Source organism: Robinsoniella sp., assembly GCF_034124845.1.
Map to the genome: position 1 here is coordinate 1 of NZ_JAWYAJ010000227.1, position 17,317 is coordinate 17,317.

The 17,317-nt window shown below is 42.8% G+C and carries 19 protein-coding genes; 1 reads left to right on the plus strand and 18 read right to left on the minus strand.

Features of this window, described 5'->3' with window-relative positions; genetic code table 11:
• Nucleotides 1-62: 62 nt before the first annotated feature.
• From ACH2DQ_RS11005 to ACH2DQ_RS11075, 15 genes are all read right to left on the minus strand, one after another.
• Nucleotides 63-248, minus strand: a complete 186-nt coding sequence (locus ACH2DQ_RS11005; protein WP_027293838.1) for a hypothetical protein — start codon at nucleotides 246-248, stop codon at nucleotides 63-65.
• A 69-nt stretch (nucleotides 249-317) separates the two neighbouring features.
• Nucleotides 318-1,757 carry a glycogen synthase GlgA gene (gene glgA / locus ACH2DQ_RS11010; RefSeq protein WP_394914357.1) on the minus strand — a complete coding sequence of 480 codons (1,440 nt, stop codon included), beginning with the start codon at nucleotides 1,755-1,757 and terminating at the stop codon, nucleotides 318-320.
• A 72-nt stretch (nucleotides 1,758-1,829) separates the two neighbouring features.
• Complete coding sequence (gene spo0A, locus ACH2DQ_RS11015; protein ID WP_394914356.1) at nucleotides 1,830-2,627, minus strand: sporulation transcription factor Spo0A; 798 nt, start codon at nucleotides 2,625-2,627, stop codon at nucleotides 1,830-1,832.
• A 132-nt stretch (nucleotides 2,628-2,759) separates the two neighbouring features.
• On the minus strand, nucleotides 2,760-4,013 hold the full coding sequence (spoIVB, locus tag ACH2DQ_RS11020; protein ID WP_394914355.1) for a SpoIVB peptidase: 1,254 nt from the start codon (nucleotides 4,011-4,013) through the stop codon (nucleotides 2,760-2,762).
• A 180-nt stretch (nucleotides 4,014-4,193) separates the two neighbouring features.
• Nucleotides 4,194-5,876: a DNA repair protein RecN gene (recN, locus tag ACH2DQ_RS11025; protein ID WP_394914354.1), complete on the minus strand. Its 1,683-nt coding sequence runs from the start codon at nucleotides 5,874-5,876 to the stop codon at nucleotides 4,194-4,196.
• 32 nt (nucleotides 5,877-5,908) lie between these two features.
• Nucleotides 5,909-6,370, minus strand: coding sequence for an arginine repressor (argR, locus tag ACH2DQ_RS11030; RefSeq protein ID WP_394914353.1), 462 nt, complete (start codon nucleotides 6,368-6,370; stop codon nucleotides 5,909-5,911).
• Nucleotides 6,371-6,380: 10 nt separating this feature from the next.
• Nucleotides 6,381-7,241 carry an NAD(+)/NADH kinase gene (locus ACH2DQ_RS11035; RefSeq protein ID WP_394914352.1) on the minus strand — a complete coding sequence of 287 codons (861 nt, stop codon included), beginning with the start codon at nucleotides 7,239-7,241 and terminating at the stop codon, nucleotides 6,381-6,383.
• A complete protein-coding gene (locus ACH2DQ_RS11040; RefSeq protein ID WP_394914351.1) occupies nucleotides 7,223-7,387 on the minus strand; it encodes a DUF6783 domain-containing protein in 165 nt (54 codons plus the stop codon). Before ACH2DQ_RS11040 ends, ACH2DQ_RS11035 begins: the two co-directional genes overlap by 19 nt.
• Complete coding sequence (locus ACH2DQ_RS11045; protein WP_394914350.1) at nucleotides 7,384-8,196, minus strand: TlyA family RNA methyltransferase; 813 nt, start codon at nucleotides 8,194-8,196, stop codon at nucleotides 7,384-7,386. The genes ACH2DQ_RS11040 and ACH2DQ_RS11045 overlap by 4 nt, the downstream gene beginning before the upstream one ends.
• Before the next feature lie 24 nt (nucleotides 8,197-8,220).
• Nucleotides 8,221-10,086 (minus strand): 1-deoxy-D-xylulose-5-phosphate synthase, encoded by a 1,866-nt coding sequence (gene dxs / locus ACH2DQ_RS11050; RefSeq protein ID WP_394914349.1) that lies wholly within the window; start codon nucleotides 10,084-10,086, stop codon nucleotides 8,221-8,223.
• A gap of 11 nt (nucleotides 10,087-10,097) precedes the next feature.
• Nucleotides 10,098-10,985, minus strand: a complete 888-nt coding sequence (locus ACH2DQ_RS11055; protein ID WP_394914348.1) for a polyprenyl synthetase family protein — start codon at nucleotides 10,983-10,985, stop codon at nucleotides 10,098-10,100.
• Complete coding sequence (gene xseB / locus ACH2DQ_RS11060; RefSeq protein WP_394914347.1) at nucleotides 10,975-11,193, minus strand: exodeoxyribonuclease VII small subunit; 219 nt, start codon at nucleotides 11,191-11,193, stop codon at nucleotides 10,975-10,977. The genes ACH2DQ_RS11055 and xseB overlap by 11 nt, the downstream gene beginning before the upstream one ends.
• Before the next feature lie 18 nt (nucleotides 11,194-11,211).
• The gene (gene xseA / locus ACH2DQ_RS11065) at nucleotides 11,212-12,486 is read right to left on the minus strand and encodes an exodeoxyribonuclease VII large subunit (protein WP_394914346.1); all 1,275 of its coding nucleotides are present in this window, start codon (nucleotides 12,484-12,486) and stop codon (nucleotides 11,212-11,214) included.
• Between the two features lie 33 nt (nucleotides 12,487-12,519).
• Entirely contained in the window at nucleotides 12,520-12,918 is a 399-nt protein-coding gene (gene nusB, locus ACH2DQ_RS11070) for a transcription antitermination factor NusB (RefSeq protein ID WP_394914345.1), read from the minus strand.
• Between the two features lie 93 nt (nucleotides 12,919-13,011).
• Nucleotides 13,012-13,398 (minus strand): Asp23/Gls24 family envelope stress response protein, encoded by a 387-nt coding sequence (locus ACH2DQ_RS11075; protein WP_394914344.1) that lies wholly within the window; start codon nucleotides 13,396-13,398, stop codon nucleotides 13,012-13,014.
• Between the two features lie 152 nt (nucleotides 13,399-13,550).
• Between ACH2DQ_RS11075 and ACH2DQ_RS11080 the strand changes: the two genes are divergently transcribed.
• Nucleotides 13,551-14,150: a hypothetical protein gene (locus ACH2DQ_RS11080; protein WP_394914343.1), complete on the plus strand. Its 600-nt coding sequence runs from the start codon at nucleotides 13,551-13,553 to the stop codon at nucleotides 14,148-14,150.
• 197 nt (nucleotides 14,151-14,347) lie between these two features.
• Here the strand turns inward: ACH2DQ_RS11080 and ACH2DQ_RS11085 are convergent, their stop codons facing one another.
• The 3 genes from ACH2DQ_RS11085 to ACH2DQ_RS11095 all read right to left on the minus strand — a co-directional run.
• Nucleotides 14,348-15,097 (minus strand): helix-turn-helix transcriptional regulator, encoded by a 750-nt coding sequence (locus ACH2DQ_RS11085; RefSeq protein WP_394914342.1) that lies wholly within the window; start codon nucleotides 15,095-15,097, stop codon nucleotides 14,348-14,350.
• 234 nt (nucleotides 15,098-15,331) lie between these two features.
• On the minus strand, nucleotides 15,332-16,930 hold the full coding sequence (locus ACH2DQ_RS11090) for a peptide chain release factor 3 (protein WP_394914415.1): 1,599 nt from the start codon (nucleotides 16,928-16,930) through the stop codon (nucleotides 15,332-15,334).
• Between the two features lie 191 nt (nucleotides 16,931-17,121).
• A partial coding sequence (locus ACH2DQ_RS11095) for a SpoIIIAH-like family protein (protein WP_395026739.1) occupies nucleotides 17,122-17,317 on the minus strand: 196 nt, incomplete at its 5' end.

Genomic DNA, 17,317 nt, shown 5'->3' on the forward strand with positions numbered 1-17,317 from the left:
TAATACCTACAAGCGTGTCAGATACCATTGTTTTTTCATCCATGTTATTTTCCTCCTGTTGATTACTGTAAGAATCCCATTAACTGCTGCTTCGTTTCCATTGCAGACTGAGCTGATTTCTGGAAAAACTGTTTTACACCAGGGTCCTGTGCCTGAGATGCATATGCAGTCATTTTACAGTGAGTAGTAGCGCAACCACCGATGAGATGACGCAGGTTCTGTAAATCTAATTCTGATATTTCTGCCATAAAAAATTCCTCCTTTTTGACATATCTATTTTACCTTACTAGTATGTCTAAAAAGGAGGAAAACTATTCTTATAAGCGGTTATAAAGCTCTGCATATTTCTGGGCAGATGTGTCCCAGGAGAAATCTGCTGCCATGCCTCTGTCGATTAATTTATTCCATTCACGTTTTTTCTCATTGAAAACGTAATATGCATATTTAATTGTATTGAACATTTCATGGGCATTATAATTTGCAAAGCTGAATCCGGTTCCTGTACTTTCATATTCATTATATGGCCATACGGTATCTTTTAAACCTCCTGTTTCCCTTACAATCGGCACGGTACCGTAACGTAGGCTCATTAACTGGCTGAGTCCGCATGGTTCGAATAAAGACGGCATCAGGAATGCATCGCTGGAAGCATAGATCTTGTGAGACATCGCTTCGGAATAATAGATACAAGCCGCTACCTTTCCCTGATATTTCCATGCGAAATGCCGGAACATATTCTCATATTTCTCTTCACCAGTTCCCAGTATAACGAACTGCCAATCCTGCTGCTGGCACATTTCATCCATTATATAGGCGATCAAATCAAACCCTTTTTGATCTGTCAGCCTGGATACAACACCTATCAAGAACTTCTTATCATTTTGTTCCAAGCCTAATTCCTGCTGCAGAGCGCGTTTATTCTTTATCTTTTCTTTTCGGAAATTTTTCGCATTATAATTCTTAACTATATACTGATCTGTCTCCGGATTATATTCATCATAATCAATTCCGTTGACAATTCCTGACAAGCAGTTAGCTCTGGCTCTCATAAGGCCGTCTAAGTGCTCGCCATAAAATGGTGTTTTAATTTCTTCCGCATAAGTATCGCTGACTGTAGTCACTGCATCGGCATATACGATGCCGCCTTTTAAATAATTTGCATCCCCGAACGCTTCTAATTTGTCGGGCGCAAAATAGTATGCAGGCAGTCCTGTTATATCTTTTACAGTCTTCACATCCCAGACTCCCTGGAATTTCAGATTATGTATGGTCATAATGGATTTCATGCTGCTGAAGAATTCTCCCTCATGGAACCGATCCTTCAGATACACCGGTATTAATCCGGTCTGCCAGTCATGGCAGTGTACGATATCCGGCCTGAATCCAATTACCGGCAGCGCCGAGAGCGCGGCCTTGGAAAAAAATGCAAACTTCTCAATATCTTCATAAATATTACCATAGGGTTTCGGTCCTGACAGGTAATATTCATTATCAATAAAATAAAACTGAATTCCCTCATATTTCATTTCCAGTATTCCCACATATTGAGAACGCCATGCCAAATCCATATAGAAATGACTTACATAATTCATCTGGCTCTTGTACTCATCTTTCATGCACATATATTTGGGCAAAATTACACGTACATCAAATTCTTCTTTGTTAAAACATTTCGGAAGTGATCCTACTACGTCCGCAAGACCTCCCGTTTTAATAAAAGGGACACACTCTGATGCGACAAATAATACTTTCTTCATACCATACCCTCCCTAATGTAGATTTGTCTTATAATCATACATTATACCTCATTTTAGGCGTTATGGAAAGCATTATCTGTTTTTATATTCCAATCTGATCTTGTCCGCAATCAGGGCAATAAACTCAGAGTTCGTTGGTTTACCCTTTCCATTACTTACCGTATAGCCAAAAAGTTCGTCGATAGTGTCCATTTTCCCACGGCTCCAGGCTACTTCAATCGCATGACGTATCGCTCTTTCCACACGGCTTGGCGTCGTCTGATGCTTTTTCGCTATTGTTGGATATAAAATTTTAGTGATTGAGTTCAGCATTTCCATATCATTTACCGACATAATGATGGAATCACGCAAATACTGATAACCTTTGATATGTGCCGGAACGCCAATTTCATGAATAATATTTGTAACATCCGTTTCCAGGTTGCGTTCCATATATTCATTCTTGCTTTCGTACGCGTTTACTTTACGTACCTCGGCAAAGTTTCTTTCTCTGTTTCTTCTTACGTGCTTAATTCTGTTGATAACCATATCGTTGTCGAATGGTTTTAAAATATAATAATCCGCCCCAAGTTCAAATGCATCTTCCGTAATCTTTTCCTGTCCGATTGCCGTAATGACAATAAATGCCGGATGTTTCTTAACTGTCTTATCTTTATTGATCCGGTCCATGACGGTAAGTCCGTCAACCTTCGGCATAATAATATCTAAAAGTACTACATCCGGTTCTTTTTGTTTAATAATGTCTACAAGCTCTTCACCATTCGCCGCCTTCCCCACAACGTTAAGTTCGTCATCGCTGCCAACAATGTTATCCAGTAACTGGACGACTCTCTCATTATCGTCAGCGATCGCTATATTTAATTTTTCCACAAATCTCTCCTCCAATTTTACTTTTTTGTCATTGTACGCTAAATTTAATGTTTGCCCATACCATAAATTGTCACGAACAAAAACTAATTGTATTATATAACATTTGAACCTATTATCAAGAAAAACTTGTCATCAAGAATCGACAAAAATCATGTTTTCCGCGAAAATACCGAATCCGCTTGTCGAATCCTGGATGAAAACATGGGTCACTGCACCGATTAATTTGCCATTTTGTATGATGGGGCTTCCGCTCATTCCCTGCACAATTCCGCCTGTTTTCTGCAGTAATTCCTCATCTGTCACTTTAATCACCATGCTTTTATTCACATCGCTGCTGTTTAACAAAACTTTTTCGATTTCTATGTCGTATTCTTTTACTGTTCCATCCACGGTACATAGGATGGTTGCCGGACCTGTTTCGATCTCCTGCTTAAGCCCAACCTCAATTGGTGTTCCTTTCAGCTGAGATTTAAAAGAATCTGTCACTTTTCCGAAGATTCCCGCTTCTGTATTTGCGGTGATACTTCCCATCACTTCGTTTTCGTCATAGCGGATAACACCAGCCAGTTCCCCCGGAACGCCTTTTTCACCCTTTACAACGGAAATAATGTCGGAAGGATATAATTTTCCTTCCTGTAATGACAAGAGGGTACTGGTATCTACATCACTGATTCCGTGTCCCAATGCTCCATAATTACCATTTTCGTCCACATAGGTCAGTGTTCCGATACCCTGGGTATCGTCCCTTACCCAGATTCCCGTCTTATATTCTGAAGTTCCGGTCATGACCGGAGTGACTTTCAGATCTGTGATCTCACCCTTTCTCTGTACCTCCAGCGTAATATCCGACCCACCGGATTCATTGATCCGTGAGATCAATTCTTTTTTATCTGATATCGGATTTCCATTTACTCCCAGGATATAATCACCTGACTGGACAACCGATGCCGCCGGTTCATAATCTACTCCGTCCATGCCGTTTACCGCTCCGGTTCCCACCACCAGTATGCCTCGAGTTTTCATATAGATACCCACAGGGCTTCCGCAGGGAATCACCTTACTTCTTTCTACCACATCGACCTGGATGTTCTTCACCGGAATTACACCAAACAATTTGCATTCAATGGTATATGGTTCCTCTGCACTCATATTCAGATTATCCTGAGGAATGTTGGATCCGTTCTGGCTGGCAGCCTTTGCCACGTTTTCCTCAATAATGGTATCAAATGGATACCTTAAAATCTGAGATTTCCTGTCTCCCGATACCACCTGTAAGCGATCCGGTATGCTGCGGTCTATTAAAAATGCCCCTGTAAGGCTGACAAGAAGAACAAATGCTAATACTGAAATTATGATCTTCCTGCAACGCTTTCTATTCTTTGCCACATGCTCACATCCTTTCAAATTCATTTTTTGCATTCTTAGATTAACCACACAAACAGCCTAAGCAGTCTAATGTAAAAGTATTGTCTTTTTCATACTTTTCTAATCAAAGTTTACAAAAATAAAAAGAATATACACTGGGTATATCCTTTTTTAGTATGTGAGTATCGCAGCCGATTCACTCTAGTATTTTTTTGTACATAATGCCAATTCTTTCATTTCCTTCGCGCTTTCCATAACCGTATCGGTAATTTTTGCACCGCCCAGAATCCGGGCAATCTCATGTATACTCTCCGTTTCAGACAGTTCCCGGATGGATGTCACCGTATTGTTTTTGACAATTTTTTTCTCAATGACATAATGGCTGTCTGACATGGATGCAATCTGCGCCAGATGGGTGATACAGATGACCTGGTGGTTTCTTGCAATTACTGCCAGTTTTTCCGAAACTTTCTGGGCAGTCCTGCCGCTGATTCCCACATCAATTTCATCAAAAATCAGGGTTTCCGTAGCATCTTTATCTGCCAGAACCGTTTTAATCGCAAGCATAATCCTGGAGAGTTCCCCTCCCGAAGCCACACTGCCAAGCGGTTTTACCGTTTCTCCCGGATTCGTAGAGATCATAAAACAGACTTCGTCATATCCATTGGCATCCGCCTGTCCGGTCTGGCAGACTGCAATTTCAAACTGTACTTCCAGGAAATTCAGGTCTACTAATGCATCCCGGATAGTCTTAGCAAGCCTTTTTCCATAGGATTTACGAATCGCAGACATTTTAGCGGCATTTTTATCAAGTTCCGACTTACAAGCCTCCAATTCCCCGTTTAAACGTTCCATATAGGCATCGTAATCCTGTAGTTCCGACAGTCTCTTTTCTTTTTCAGCCTGATATGCCAGAATTGCTTCTATACTGTTGCCGCACTTTGATTTTAAATGATTAATAAAATCAAGCCGGTCTTCAATTTTTGCAAAATCTTCTCCGTCAAAAGATATACTGCCCATATAGGCACTGAGTTCCCTGTTAAAATCCGACAGCAGGCTTTCCACATCTGCAAGCTGGTTATATAGTCCCTGCAGCTCCTGATCATACTCTGCAACCACAGAGAGGTCTCTTAAGGATCTGCCCAGGTTTTCAGCAGCCCCGGACATACTGTCGTTTCCGCACAGGTCATGGATTTCTGTGATATACTCAATGATCTTTTTTCCATTGGAGAGCTTCCGAAACTGTGACTCCAGTTCTTCATCCTCTCCTATTTTTAATTTCGCCTCCTGGATTTCATCTACTTCAAACTGGAGAAAATCCATTTCTTTGGCTTTCTGTGCCTCATCCATTCTGGTTTCCGATAACTGATGCCTGATTTTTGTATATTTTTTATAGAGAGCCGCACCTTTCTCTTTATATTTTGCCAGCTCTTCTTTCGCAAATTCATCCAATATCTGTAAATGATTTTTTTTGTTCAGCAGTGACTGGTGTTCGTGCTGGCCATGAATGTCAATCAGAATCTCCGCCAGTTCTTTTACAACCGAAACCGGAACCGTTTCTCCATTTACTTTTGTAATGCTTCTTCCGTTCATCAGCTTTCTGGAAATAATTACCTGATCTTCTTCAATGGGTATGTCCATATCCAGAATCTGTTTTTTCTGACTTTCCTGCTCCACAGAAAACACCAGTTCGGCTAAAGCGTAATCTGCATCTTCTCTTGCAAATTCTTTAAAACTTTTCAGTCCCAGCGCAACGTTAACAGAGCCGATAATAATGGATTTACCAGCTCCTGTCTCACCTGTAAGTATGTTCAGACCTTTTCTGAAGTCTACCTCCAGTTCCTGTATTAACGCCATATTTTTTACGTGTAGATTTAGTAACATAAGCTTATCCTTCTACCTCTCCCGACAAAAGATCATTTGTGCTCTGTTCCTACAATTTTACGGATTTTATCCATAACCAGCAGTGTATCATCCACGCTTCGGATTGCACACATGATGGTATCATCTCCTGCAATGCATCCTGCGATTTCCGGCCAGTGCATAGCATCCAAAGCTGCTGCCACCGCCATAGCCATACCGGACACTGTTTTCACCACCAGAATATTCTGCGCCATGTCCATGGATGCGAATCCGTCTTTTAAGACCCGCAGATACTTTTCATTCATTCCATTGCCGTTTGCCTGCATCACCGCATATTTCTGCCTTCCGCCGTTTATGGCAATTTTCGTTAATTTTAATTCACGGATATCTCTGGAAACGGTAGCCTGTGTTACCCGGAAACCTTCCTGGTTTAACCGCTCCGCCAGTTCCTCCTGCGTCTCTATCTCATAGCGGTTAATGATATCTACTATTTTGGCTTGTCTGCCTATTTTCATGCCACACCTCCTATGTCTGGTACATTTTCTTTCGTAATATTTCTAAAAAACTGATATTATTTATTTTAACCAGCCTTGCGCACCGGTCAGCCTTTGTGATGACAATCTGGTCATTACAATTTAAATTCACAGAAGTATCTCCGTCAAAAGTGGCTTCGGCGCCCTCTCTGGTGCTGTGTCCTTCTCCGATTTCCACCGTGATTTTCGCATCATGGGGCAATACAATACTTCTGGTATTCAGCGTATGGGGCGCTATGGGCGTTATCATAATGATCTCCGACTCAGGGGAAACGATGGGCCCCCCTGCTGATAAGCTGTAACCGGTGGATCCGGTTGGTGTCGAAATAATGATGCCGTCCGCACTATAGGAATTTAGAAATTCATCATTGACATAAATATTCAAATCAATAATACGCAGTCTCCCATTACGTCCGATCACGATATCATTTAACGCAATATCACTCATCAGCTTTTTATTCTGGTGATAAGCCGTTCCGCTTAACATCATCCGCTCGTGAATCTCATATTCATCCAGAAGCAGCTTATCCAGTGCAGGCTTAATATTAGATCGGTCGATCTCAGCCAGATAGCCCAGGGTACCCAGATTAATTCCCAGAAGAGGAATATTGCGTTCAACCAGATCACGTGATGCCTGCAAAAGAGTTCCATCGCCGCCCAGCACCAATACACAGTCCACATCCGGCGGAATGAGTGCTGCATTGGTATACTTATAATTATGTAATTTATTTTTGCCCGGACGCTGCTGTATCATGCAGACTTTCCCCTGGCTTTCCAGATAATCCCGGATAGATTTTGTGGTTTCCATATCCGGATCTTTCAAGCAATTCGTTATCACGTAAAATTTATCCATACTGCCATACCTCGAATTCTTCTAAGCGTGTCCAATAAGAGCTGGTTCATTATGCAACACAGTCCCAGGGTCAGGCTCGCTCTAAAGCGTGTTTGAAAATTGCTTTCTGACAGCTGTGCGTTCCAGTTTGCGGAATAAATGATCAAACATGCTCTAACTTTTTATGTGCTTCCTTTACAATCTCTTCCACCGAAAATGGAATCTGCTCCCACGATGTGCCTTCCGGCTGCTTCTGAAGATAAAGCAGATATTCTATATTGCCTTCCGGTCCCTTAATGGGAGAAAACTCCAGACCCAGCACTTCAAATGAAATGCTCACCGCATAGGCGATCACTTTATGAATTACTTCTTCGTGAACCTTGCTGTCACGTACAACTCCTTTTTTGCCAACCTTTTCCCTTCCTGCTTCAAACTGGGGTTTGATCAGGCAGGCAATCTGTCCGTTATCCGTCAGCAGATTCCGCACCGGAAGCAGAACCTTTGTCAAAGAAATAAAAGAGACATCAATGGATGAAAACTCCACTAATTCTTCAATGTTCTCCGGCTCCACGTAGCGGATATTCGTCTTTTCCATACAGATTACCCGCTCGTCCTGCCGAAGCTTCCAGTCCAGCTGCCCGTGTCCCACATCTACCGCATATACTTTCACTGCTCCGTTTTGCAGCATGCAGTCCGTAAAGCCGCCGGTGGAAGAGCCTACATCCATGCAGACTTTTCCATCCAGTGTTATATCAAAATGACTCATTGCCTTTTCCAGTTTCAGCCCTCCGCGGCTGACATATTTCAGGGTATTTCCTCTTACTTCTATTTCTGATTTCTCATCAAAAGTGGAACCGGCTTTATCCTCTTTCTGTCCGTTTACATAGACATTTCCGGACATAATAATTGCTTTCGCCTTCTCTCTGGAGGCAGCCAGCTGCCGCTGCACTAATAATAGATCTAAACGTTCCTTCATGGTATCTCCTAACTGTCTGCCTGATCATAACCCGATATAAGCAGCCAGAATTTTTTTCTCCACAGAATCTGCGTCAATTCCTACTTCCTGTTTCAGTACGTCTACATTGCCATGCTCTACATAATCATCCGGCAGGGTAATGTTCAGAACCTTCACAGAACTTCCGATCTGGTTAAAATAATCCAGTACCGCTTCCCCGTATCCCCCGCTCTTTACATTTTCCTCCAGGGTTACCACCAGTCGGTGTTCCTTCTGCAGTTCTAATAAGAGTTCGCTGTCATAGGGTTTCACAAATCTGGCATTTACAAGGGAACAGCTGTATCCCGTATCCCTTAATCTGGAACGGACTTCTTTCGCTGTCTTCACCATGCTTCCAACTGCCACCAGGGCGATTTCACTTTCATCATAGATCACTTCGCTCTTGCCATACTTCACCGGTTCCCGGAATTCCCGAAGACCGTCGTAAGCTTCCCCTCTGGGATAGCGCAGTGCAATGGGTCCGTGATAGGCAACTGCAAATTTCATCATATCGGAAAGTTCCCATTTGTTTTTGGGCGCCATGATACACATATTGGGAATACTGGACAAATAGGAAAGATCAAAAATTCCCTGATGAGTTTCTCCGTCGCTTCCAACCAGACCAGCCCGGTCTATTGCAAAAATTACATGCAGATTTTGAATACAAACGTCATGGAGTACCTGGTCATATGCTCTCTGTAAAAAAGAGGAATATACGGCAACTACCGGCTTAAGCCCTGCAGCTGCAAGTCCCGCCGCAAAAGTAACCGCATGTTCTTCCGCAATACCCACATCAAAGAACCGCTCCGGGAACATGTTGCGGAAACGCTTCAGTCCGGTACCGTCCGGCATAGCAGCCGTCACAGCCACAACATCCGGCTCACGGTCTCCCAATTTACGCATCACTGTTGAAAAGATGTCCGTATAATTGGATTTAATTCTTTTTGACTTTGGAATTCCCGTCTCTATTTCAAAAGGTTCTGCTCCATGGAATCTGGCTGGATGACGCTCTGCAGGTTCATAGCCTTTCCCCTTTTTTGTACAGACATGGACCAGAACGGCACCATTTACTTTCTTGGCCTCCCGGAACGTTTTACATACCTGTTCCATATTGTGACCGTCTATCGGTCCCAGATAGGTAATTCCCATTTCCTCAAACAGCATTCCCGGTATGAAAAGCTGCTTGATTCCGCTTTTGGTCTTCCGGATGCGCTTCACAATGCGGTCGCCATATACCGGGATTTTGGAAAGGGTATTGGTAACACCCGATTTCAGTTCGGTATAAGCATCTGCTGTCCTCAGATTACCCAGATAAGAGGACATACCTCCTACATTTTCTGAAATGGACATATTATTATCATTTAAGACGATTATATAATTCGTTTTGATCTGGGAAGCATTGTTCAGGGCTTCATATGCCATTCCCCCGGTCAGGGCACCGTCTCCGATGACAGAGATCACATAGTGCTTCTCCCCTTTAATATCCCTAGCCTGGGCATATCCCAGCCCTGCTGAAATAGAAGTGGAACTGTGTCCGGTGTCGAATGCATCACAGAGGCTCTCTTTGCGCTTAGGGAAACCGCTCATGCCCCCATACTTACGCAGCTGGTCAAAACCGTTCTTTCTTCCGGTAAGCAGTTTATGGGTATAGGACTGATGTCCCACATCCCAGATCATTTTATCATCCGGCAGTTGAAACGTCAGATGCATTGCCATGGTTAACTCAACCACTCCCAGATTAGAGGCAAGGTGCCCTCCGGAGATACTGATTTTATGAATCAGAAATTCACGTATCTCATCCGCCAGCAATACCAGCTCTTCCCTATCTAATTCTTTAATATCATTTTCCTTTTGAATCTTATCTAAAACCATTGGTTCACCTTCTAATTCTCTCTATTCACCAACTGCAGAATCAGACTGCGCAGAAAATCATTTTTCTGGGGAAGAGAATCCAGGATACGTATTGCACGGTTTGATATCTGTGCTACGTCTTGTTTCGCTTCTTTCAGTCCCCGCAGGGTTACATACGTGGTCTTATGATTCTTTTCATCACTTTTTACCGGCTTTCCAAGCGCTTTTGTAGTACTTGTAACGTCCAGGATATCATCCTGGATCTGGAAAGCCAGTCCAATATCCGCCGCAATGGCTTCCATCAGACTTACTTCTTCCCTGGAAGCTCCAGCCAGTATGGCTCCCACCATCATGGAGCCTTCAATCAGGGCACTGGTTTTCAAACGGTAAATAAAATCCAGGCGTTCCCGCTCAAGGGGTTTGCCGGATGCTTCCACATCCACCGACTGGCCACCGATCATGCCGCATATCCCTGTCTTCGCTGTCAATACCCGGAAAGCCTGACCAATGCGCACATTATCAGGTTCCATATCAAAAGCTTTTGACGCCGTCTCATAGGCATAATTCAAAAGACCGTCTCCAGCCAGGATACCCATGGCTTCCCCATAAACTACATGGGTGGTTTTTCTGCCTCTGCGGTACTCGTCATTATCCATAGCCGGAAGATCATCGTGGATCAGGGAATGGGTATGGATCATCTCCATTGCCGCCATAAATGGCTCCACTATTTTACCTGTCCCGCCGAACAACCGGTAAGACTCCATCATAAGGAGCGGGCGGAGTCTTTTGCCTCCTGCCAGCATACTGTAATTCATGGCCTCCAGCAGTGTCTTCTGGAACCCCTCTTCCTGAGGAAGATACTGTCTGATTACGTTCTTAACCTGAGCGATCTGCTCTTTCATCTCTTCATTAAAATTCATTCAGCTCACCATTTTCATTGATCACTTGCATTTTCTTTTCCACTGTATCAATTTTTTCATTACAGCTCTTTAAAAGTTCCATTCCCGACTGATATGTTTTAAAAGAATCTTCCAGTGAAATATCCCTGCTTTCAAGCGCTTCAATCATTTTATCCAGCTGCGCAAAGGATTCTTCCAGCGTAAGTTCTTTTTCTTCTTTTTTATCCATAAATCAAACTCCTGATTGTTATTGATAGTCCAGAGGTTCTCTTTGCTTCACCTCTGCTTCTATCCGTCCGTCAGTTACATATATCTTAAGCCTTTCTCCCGGTTCAACCTGCATGATACTGCTCAGGGTTGCTCCTTTTTCATCTGCTGCATAAGCATATCCCTGGTTCAGCTTCTCCAGAGGAGACAGGCCTTTCATTTTTTCTATATATATTCGAAACTGATGCCGCTTCTCCAAAAGGCAGTCGTTCATCAGATTTTGTATTTTATCTTCTTTCTCAATTAAAAACTGGCGCTTTTCCTGTACCTGATTTTCCATCAGACGCTTCAGTTTCTCTTCTTTTTCAGCCAATCCCCGGCGCTTTTCCTGAATCTGGTTCCGGGGGCTTAAGTAATTCAGCTTCAGCTGGTACTTCATAAGCCGCTCCTGGTTTCTCACCAGGGACTCCGACATTTTCCCAGCCAGCCTTCTCTTATACTGCATGATCTGTTCTTTTACGGCGTAAATATCCGCCACAGCCAGCTCTGCTGCCGCCGAAGGCGTGGGTGCCCGAAGATCCGCGACATAATCGGCTATGGTTACATCGGTCTCATGTCCCACTGCCGAAATCACAGGGGTACGGCACTGGAAAATTGCACGGGCAACCTTTTCTTCGTTAAATGCCCACAGATCCTCAATGGATCCGCCGCCTCTTCCTACGATAATGGTATCCACCCCGCAGCGGTCCAGCATCCGGATACCCTTTACAATGCTGTCAGCCGCACCTTCTCCCTGAACCAGCGCCGGATATAAAATCAACTGGACATAAGGGTTTCTGCGGTAAGAGATATTCATAATATCGCGGATTGCAGCACCGGTGGGAGCCGTTACGATTCCGATTTTTCCGGCAAACCCCGGAATTTCCTGCTTGTATTCCGCCGCAAACATACCCATTTCTTCCAGTTCTTTTTTTAATGCCTCATACTTTTCATAGAGAAGCCCTGCCCCGTCCAGAATAATTTCCCTGGCATAGAGCTGGTACCTCCCATCCCGTTCATATACACTGACACTTCCCATTGCAATGACACGCTGTCCGTCTTTCATTGGAAACGCCAGCCCTTTTCTTGAGCCTGCAAACATCACACAAGCCATAGTACCCGTTTCATCTTTCAAAGAAAAATAAATGTGCCCGGATGTATGGTATTTGCAGTTGGAGACCTCTCCTTTTACATAGATACGTGCCAGCATAAAATCCTGCGTAAACATATTTTTAATATACGCATTTACCTGGCCTACGGAATAAACATTTCGCATTTTATCTCCTATACTTCTCAAACACGGCTAACCCTATATCGCTAGTTTAGCCAAAATTCCGTTAACAAATGCAGGTGAATCATCTCCGCCGAATTTTTTCGCCAGTTCAACCGCTTCATTAATAGCTACTCCAACCGGAATTTCTTCATCAAATTTCATCTCATATACCGCAAGACGGAGAATGGTCAGATCCACTTTTCCCATACGGGTAGTTTTCCAGCCTTCTGCAATCTGATCGATGTCTGCATCAATTTCAGTTTCTTTTTCCAGGATCATATGGTACTTGCCTTCTATATACTCCTGGTTCTTCTCTTCTACATCACCCAGATCCTCAAAGTACATGGTAAGCTGCTGCCCCATTTCCTCTGCATCATGAAACTCCGTAAAAAACAGTAACTTAAATATGTGTTCTCGTAATTCTCTTCTGCCCATTATTTTTCCTCCGGGTCTTCCTTTTTCTCGTATCTTACCACAAATATTCTTTTCATGCAAAAAAGGGATGTCCGTTCTCAGACATCCCACTGATTATTTGCGTTTTTCCATAGTTACGCCGGCAATTCTGATATTTACATCTGCCACGGTTAGTCCTGTCATATTTTCTATGGATGCTTTTACTTTTTCCTGTACTTTCTTACTGGTCTTCACGATGCTGTAACCATAATCCAGATTCAAAGTCATATCCACATTTACAATGCCGTCCAGCACCGCAACCTTTACACCCTTTGATAAATTTTTCATTCCGAGCTTTCCAACCAGCTCCTTTGTAATATTACCTTCCATGCTGGCTACACCCTCTACCTCTGTGGCTGCCAGTCCTGCTATGATTGCCACCACTTCATCAGCAATCTGAACCTGTCCGAAACTCTCATCTGTTGGTATATTATAACCGTATTGATTATCTTCTTTACTCATAATAACAACCTCCTACTCACGTTGTTCTATTACACTATGTTTATTATACCAAATTTTCTGATTTTTGCAAATGAAAATATTTTGCAGTTCTACTTGCCTATTTTCTCCTTTTCGCCTAAAATATAACCATACATATATGAGGAGGTACTAAAATGAAGAAAAAAGGACTATTAATTTTAATATTGGCTTGTTTATCTCTTGGTTTCACTGCATGCCAGAGAGATTCATCCGGAGATACTGAAAAAACGACTGCAAAGACGGAAGCCACCAAAAAGGCAACCACTAAAGAAACACAGAAAAACAGCGATACAGCCAAAAGCAAAAAAACCCCCATCTTAAAGGGTGAAACTACCGCGCCGGAAACAGAACCCATACCAACACCCCAGACGACTGTCCCTGAGACAACACCGCAGACAACAGAAGCCGTAACCCAGGAGGCAACTACCGAATCACAATCCCAGACAAGTTCTGACAATACCACAGAATCATCGGTAGGTATCCCCACCGATGCAGACGCTCAGTGCCAGTACTGCGGTGAATGGTTCTCAACCATTCAGGATGAAAGCGGGACAAGTCCCTATGGCCGTCATGTAGCTCAGGAAGGCAATAATTATGATATTACAGAAAACCAGCAGGACGGTACCGCCCAGTGCCCATATTGCGGAGGATGGTTCTCAACGGTTCCCCAGGGAGATTCCTGGAGCGCATTTGATACTCATGTTCTGCAAGAAAAACAGACCCAGGAATCCTAAAGCGTGTTATATTTGTTTCAATTTGATATATTAGTTTCAGAGGAAGGGAACGCAGCGCAGGCTATGTTCCCTTCCTAAGTTTTCACCGGTTTTACCGGTGTGCCTCCCTTAGTTTAAAATTTATAGTATCATATCCCCTTTTATATAGGAAAGAACCTTTTTCCATCACATCTCAAAACAGATACAAAAGCCACATTCTACACCTGTTCCCGTATCATCTTAAACATCTGAACGCGATTTTTGATGCCCAGTTTCCGGTAGATATTAAGTATATGCTTTTTCAGTGTATTTACACTGATCACCAGTTTATTGCTGATTGCAATATTATCCATTCCTTCTAAAAGCAGCGACAGAATGGTTTCCTCTCTGTTGGTTAAATCATATTTTTTCACCGCTTCTACAATGCTGATCTTATCATGGCGAATCGTTTTCTCTTTAACTGACTGATGGAGCCGGTATGCCAGATGATCTTTTAACATATCCAATAGAAAAATATCGTCATATTGAAAGTTGTCTTTACCAATCGTCCGGTAAAAAGTGACTATACCTAAAAACTGTTTATCCCTTGCCAGGATCATCTGGAGGGAATAGTGCCAGTTATTGGGCGTATATACCTTTTTATAATATTCGCTCTCCATCCTTTTTTCATCGGAAATAATGTCTGTTTCCCGATACACCAGACTTTTGCCGCTATACAGTATCCCCTTGCTGTAATCCGGAGAATCACAGGTCTGTGTATACATCCCATCGCAGTTATAAGTCACCGGACTGGCAAGACCAGCCTTCTCAGCGGAATTCCACAAGAAAAAATCCGCGCTGTCAAAATCCAGTACCATTTTCAGCTGCTCCAGCAGTGTCTTTCTCATTTCAGTCAGTTCTTCCGTTGCATAAATCTTATAAATGATGTTGTTCAGCATCAGCCAGTCCTTGTTATCCAACCGTTTCATTATGTGCACCTCCGACATTTTCTTACAAGCAGTCCATAAAGTTTAAATTTTTCATAATGCGCAGGATATTTTCCGTTAAAAAAACGCAAAAAAGGACCGTGATTTACGGCCCTTTCCGAAGAAATTATTATACTACTTTTTTTCTGGTATAGCAAGTATTTTTACTTTTTTAAATTCGATTTCATTCTATTTTAATTCCGTTTTAAATTCACATTTTCCATTCAGATATTTCACTTAAGATCTTCCAAATTCTGAAAGCACAAGCCCTTCGTTTCTCTCCTGGGTCATACGGATACTCCAGGAATTCACCCAGATCAGCAGTGGGTTTCCTTTCAGGTCTTTGATCTTCTTCATATCGGAAGTTCCAATCAGCTTCGCCATATCATACTCTTTATTTTCGATCCAGCGGATATGTTCGTATGGCAGAGTTTCCATACGGATTTCCACATTATATTCGTTTTCCAGACGGTATTTCAATACCTCAAACTGCAGGACACCTACTACTCCCACAATGATTTCTTCCATACCGGTGTTAAATTCCTGAAAGATCTGGATTGCACCTTCCTGGGCAATCTGGTTAATGCCTTTGACAAACTGCTTTCTCTTCATGGTATCCACCTGGCGTACCCGGGCAAAGTGCTCCGGTGCAAAAGTTGGGATTCCTTCATATGCAAATTTTTTCCCCGGCAAGCAGATCGTATCTCCAATGGAAAAAATACCCGGATCAAAGACACCGATGATATCTCCCGCATAAGCTTCATCTACAATGTGGCGTTCCTGTGCCATCATCTGCTGTGGCTGGGAAAGACGCAGCTTTTTCTCCCCCTGTACATGATAAACTTCCATACCCGCATCAAATTTACCGGAACAAATACGCATAAATGCAATTCTGTCCCGATGTGCCTTATTCATGTTTGCCTGTATCTTAAATACAAATGCCGAGAAATCCTCTGACATGGGATTCACTTCTCCAATGTCCGCATTCCTTGGAAGGGGAGAACTTGTCATCTTCAAAAAATGTTTTAAGAAGATCTCAACTCCAAAGTTCGTAAGAGCAGATCCGAAAAATACCGGTGACAATTCACCCTTGCTCACCAGTTCCTGATCAAATTCCGCACTTGCTCCATCCAATAATTCCACTTCTTCCAGGAGCTGTTCTTTATTTTCCATACCGATAAAAGCTTCCAGCTGGGGATCATCCAGATCATATTCTCTGGTTTCTCCTTCTTTTGTTCCCTTTTCTGTATCCGCAAACGTAGTTACCTTATGGCTTGTACGCTCATAGACACCCTTGAAATTTTTACCGGAACCAATGGGCCAGTTAACTGGACAGGTTGCAATTCCCAGTTCCTTCTCAATATCATCTAATAATTCAAAGGTATCGTTGGCATCCCTGTCCATCTTGTTGATAAATGTAAATATAGGGATATGACGCATCACGCATACCTTAAAAAGTTTTCTGGTCTGTGCCTCCACACCCTTGGAAGCATCGATGACCATAACTGCGGAATCTGCTGCCATCAGTGTACGGTAGGTATCTTCCGAGAAATCCTGATGCCCCGGTGTGTCCAGGATATTAATGCAGAATCCGTCGTAATTGAACTGTAATACAGAGGAAGTTACCGAAATACCCCTTTCCTTTTCGATTTCCATCCAGTCCGACACTGCATGTCTGGAAGTTGCTTTTCCTTTTACGGAACCGGCTAAATTAATCGCGCCTCCATAAAGCAGAAACTTTTCCGTCAATGTTGTCTTACCAGCATCCGGATGCGAAATGATGGCAAAGGTTCTTCTTTTCTTTATTTCATTCGTTATATTATTACCCACGGTAATTCCTCCATATATATCTATTTTACTGATCGTGTCTGAAAGTTGCTCTTATCAGGATGTGTTTCCAATCCAAGGCAGTTTAAGACAGCTTTGGGTGTGTTTCAAAACACGCTCTAGCTATTTTAACAAGGTTCTTGTCAACTGTCAATCAGGGAAGACAGACTTTTTTCAGTCTGACTCCCCTTGAAAAAACACTATTCACTCTGAGTCATAGGTGTTATTACAATATTTTCTCCTGCGATGTTGGTTTTACGTTTTACAATATCTTCGATCTGTGCTCTCTGTGAGTCAGAGATTTCAGCCATTCCGATCACAACATCTGCTTTGTCGTCTGTAATGCTCACAACGGAATTCTTAAATCCTTTCGCTTCCAGCATCAGTTCTGCTGCT

Coding starts and splice junctions, on each gene's coding strand:
- ACH2DQ_RS11045 (WP_394914350.1), bottom strand. CDS start 8,196: ATGAAGGAACGTTTAGATCTATTATTAGTGCAGCGGCAGCTGGCTGCC.
- ACH2DQ_RS11080 (WP_394914343.1), top strand. CDS start 13,551: ATGAAGAAAAAAGGACTATTAATTTTAATATTGGCTTGTTTATCTCTT.
- ACH2DQ_RS11035 (WP_394914352.1), bottom strand. CDS start 7,241: ATGGATAAATTTTACGTGATAACGAATTGCTTGAAAGATCCGGATATG.
- glgA (WP_394914357.1), bottom strand. CDS start 1,757: ATGAAGAAAGTATTATTTGTCGCATCAGAGTGTGTCCCTTTTATTAAA.
- ACH2DQ_RS11085 (WP_394914342.1), bottom strand. CDS start 15,097: ATGAAACGGTTGGATAACAAGGACTGGCTGATGCTGAACAACATCATT.
- ACH2DQ_RS11055 (WP_394914348.1), bottom strand. CDS start 10,985: ATGAATTTTAATGAAGAGATGAAAGAGCAGATCGCTCAGGTTAAGAAC.
- xseB (WP_394914347.1), bottom strand. CDS start 11,193: ATGGATAAAAAAGAAGAAAAAGAACTTACGCTGGAAGAATCCTTTGCG.
- nusB (WP_394914345.1), bottom strand. CDS start 12,918: ATGGGCAGAAGAGAATTACGAGAACACATATTTAAGTTACTGTTTTTT.
- xseA (WP_394914346.1), bottom strand. CDS start 12,486: ATGCGAAATGTTTATTCCGTAGGCCAGGTAAATGCGTATATTAAAAAT.
- argR (WP_394914353.1), bottom strand. CDS start 6,370: ATGAAAATAGGCAGACAAGCCAAAATAGTAGATATCATTAACCGCTAT.
- recN (WP_394914354.1), bottom strand. CDS start 5,876: ATGTTACTAAATCTACACGTAAAAAATATGGCGTTAATACAGGAACTG.
- ACH2DQ_RS11005 (WP_027293838.1), bottom strand. CDS start 248: ATGGCAGAAATATCAGAATTAGATTTACAGAACCTGCGTCATCTCATC.
- dxs (WP_394914349.1), bottom strand. CDS start 10,086: ATGGTTTTAGATAAGATTCAAAAGGAAAATGATATTAAAGAATTAGAT.
- ACH2DQ_RS11075 (WP_394914344.1), bottom strand. CDS start 13,398: ATGAGTAAAGAAGATAATCAATACGGTTATAATATACCAACAGATGAG.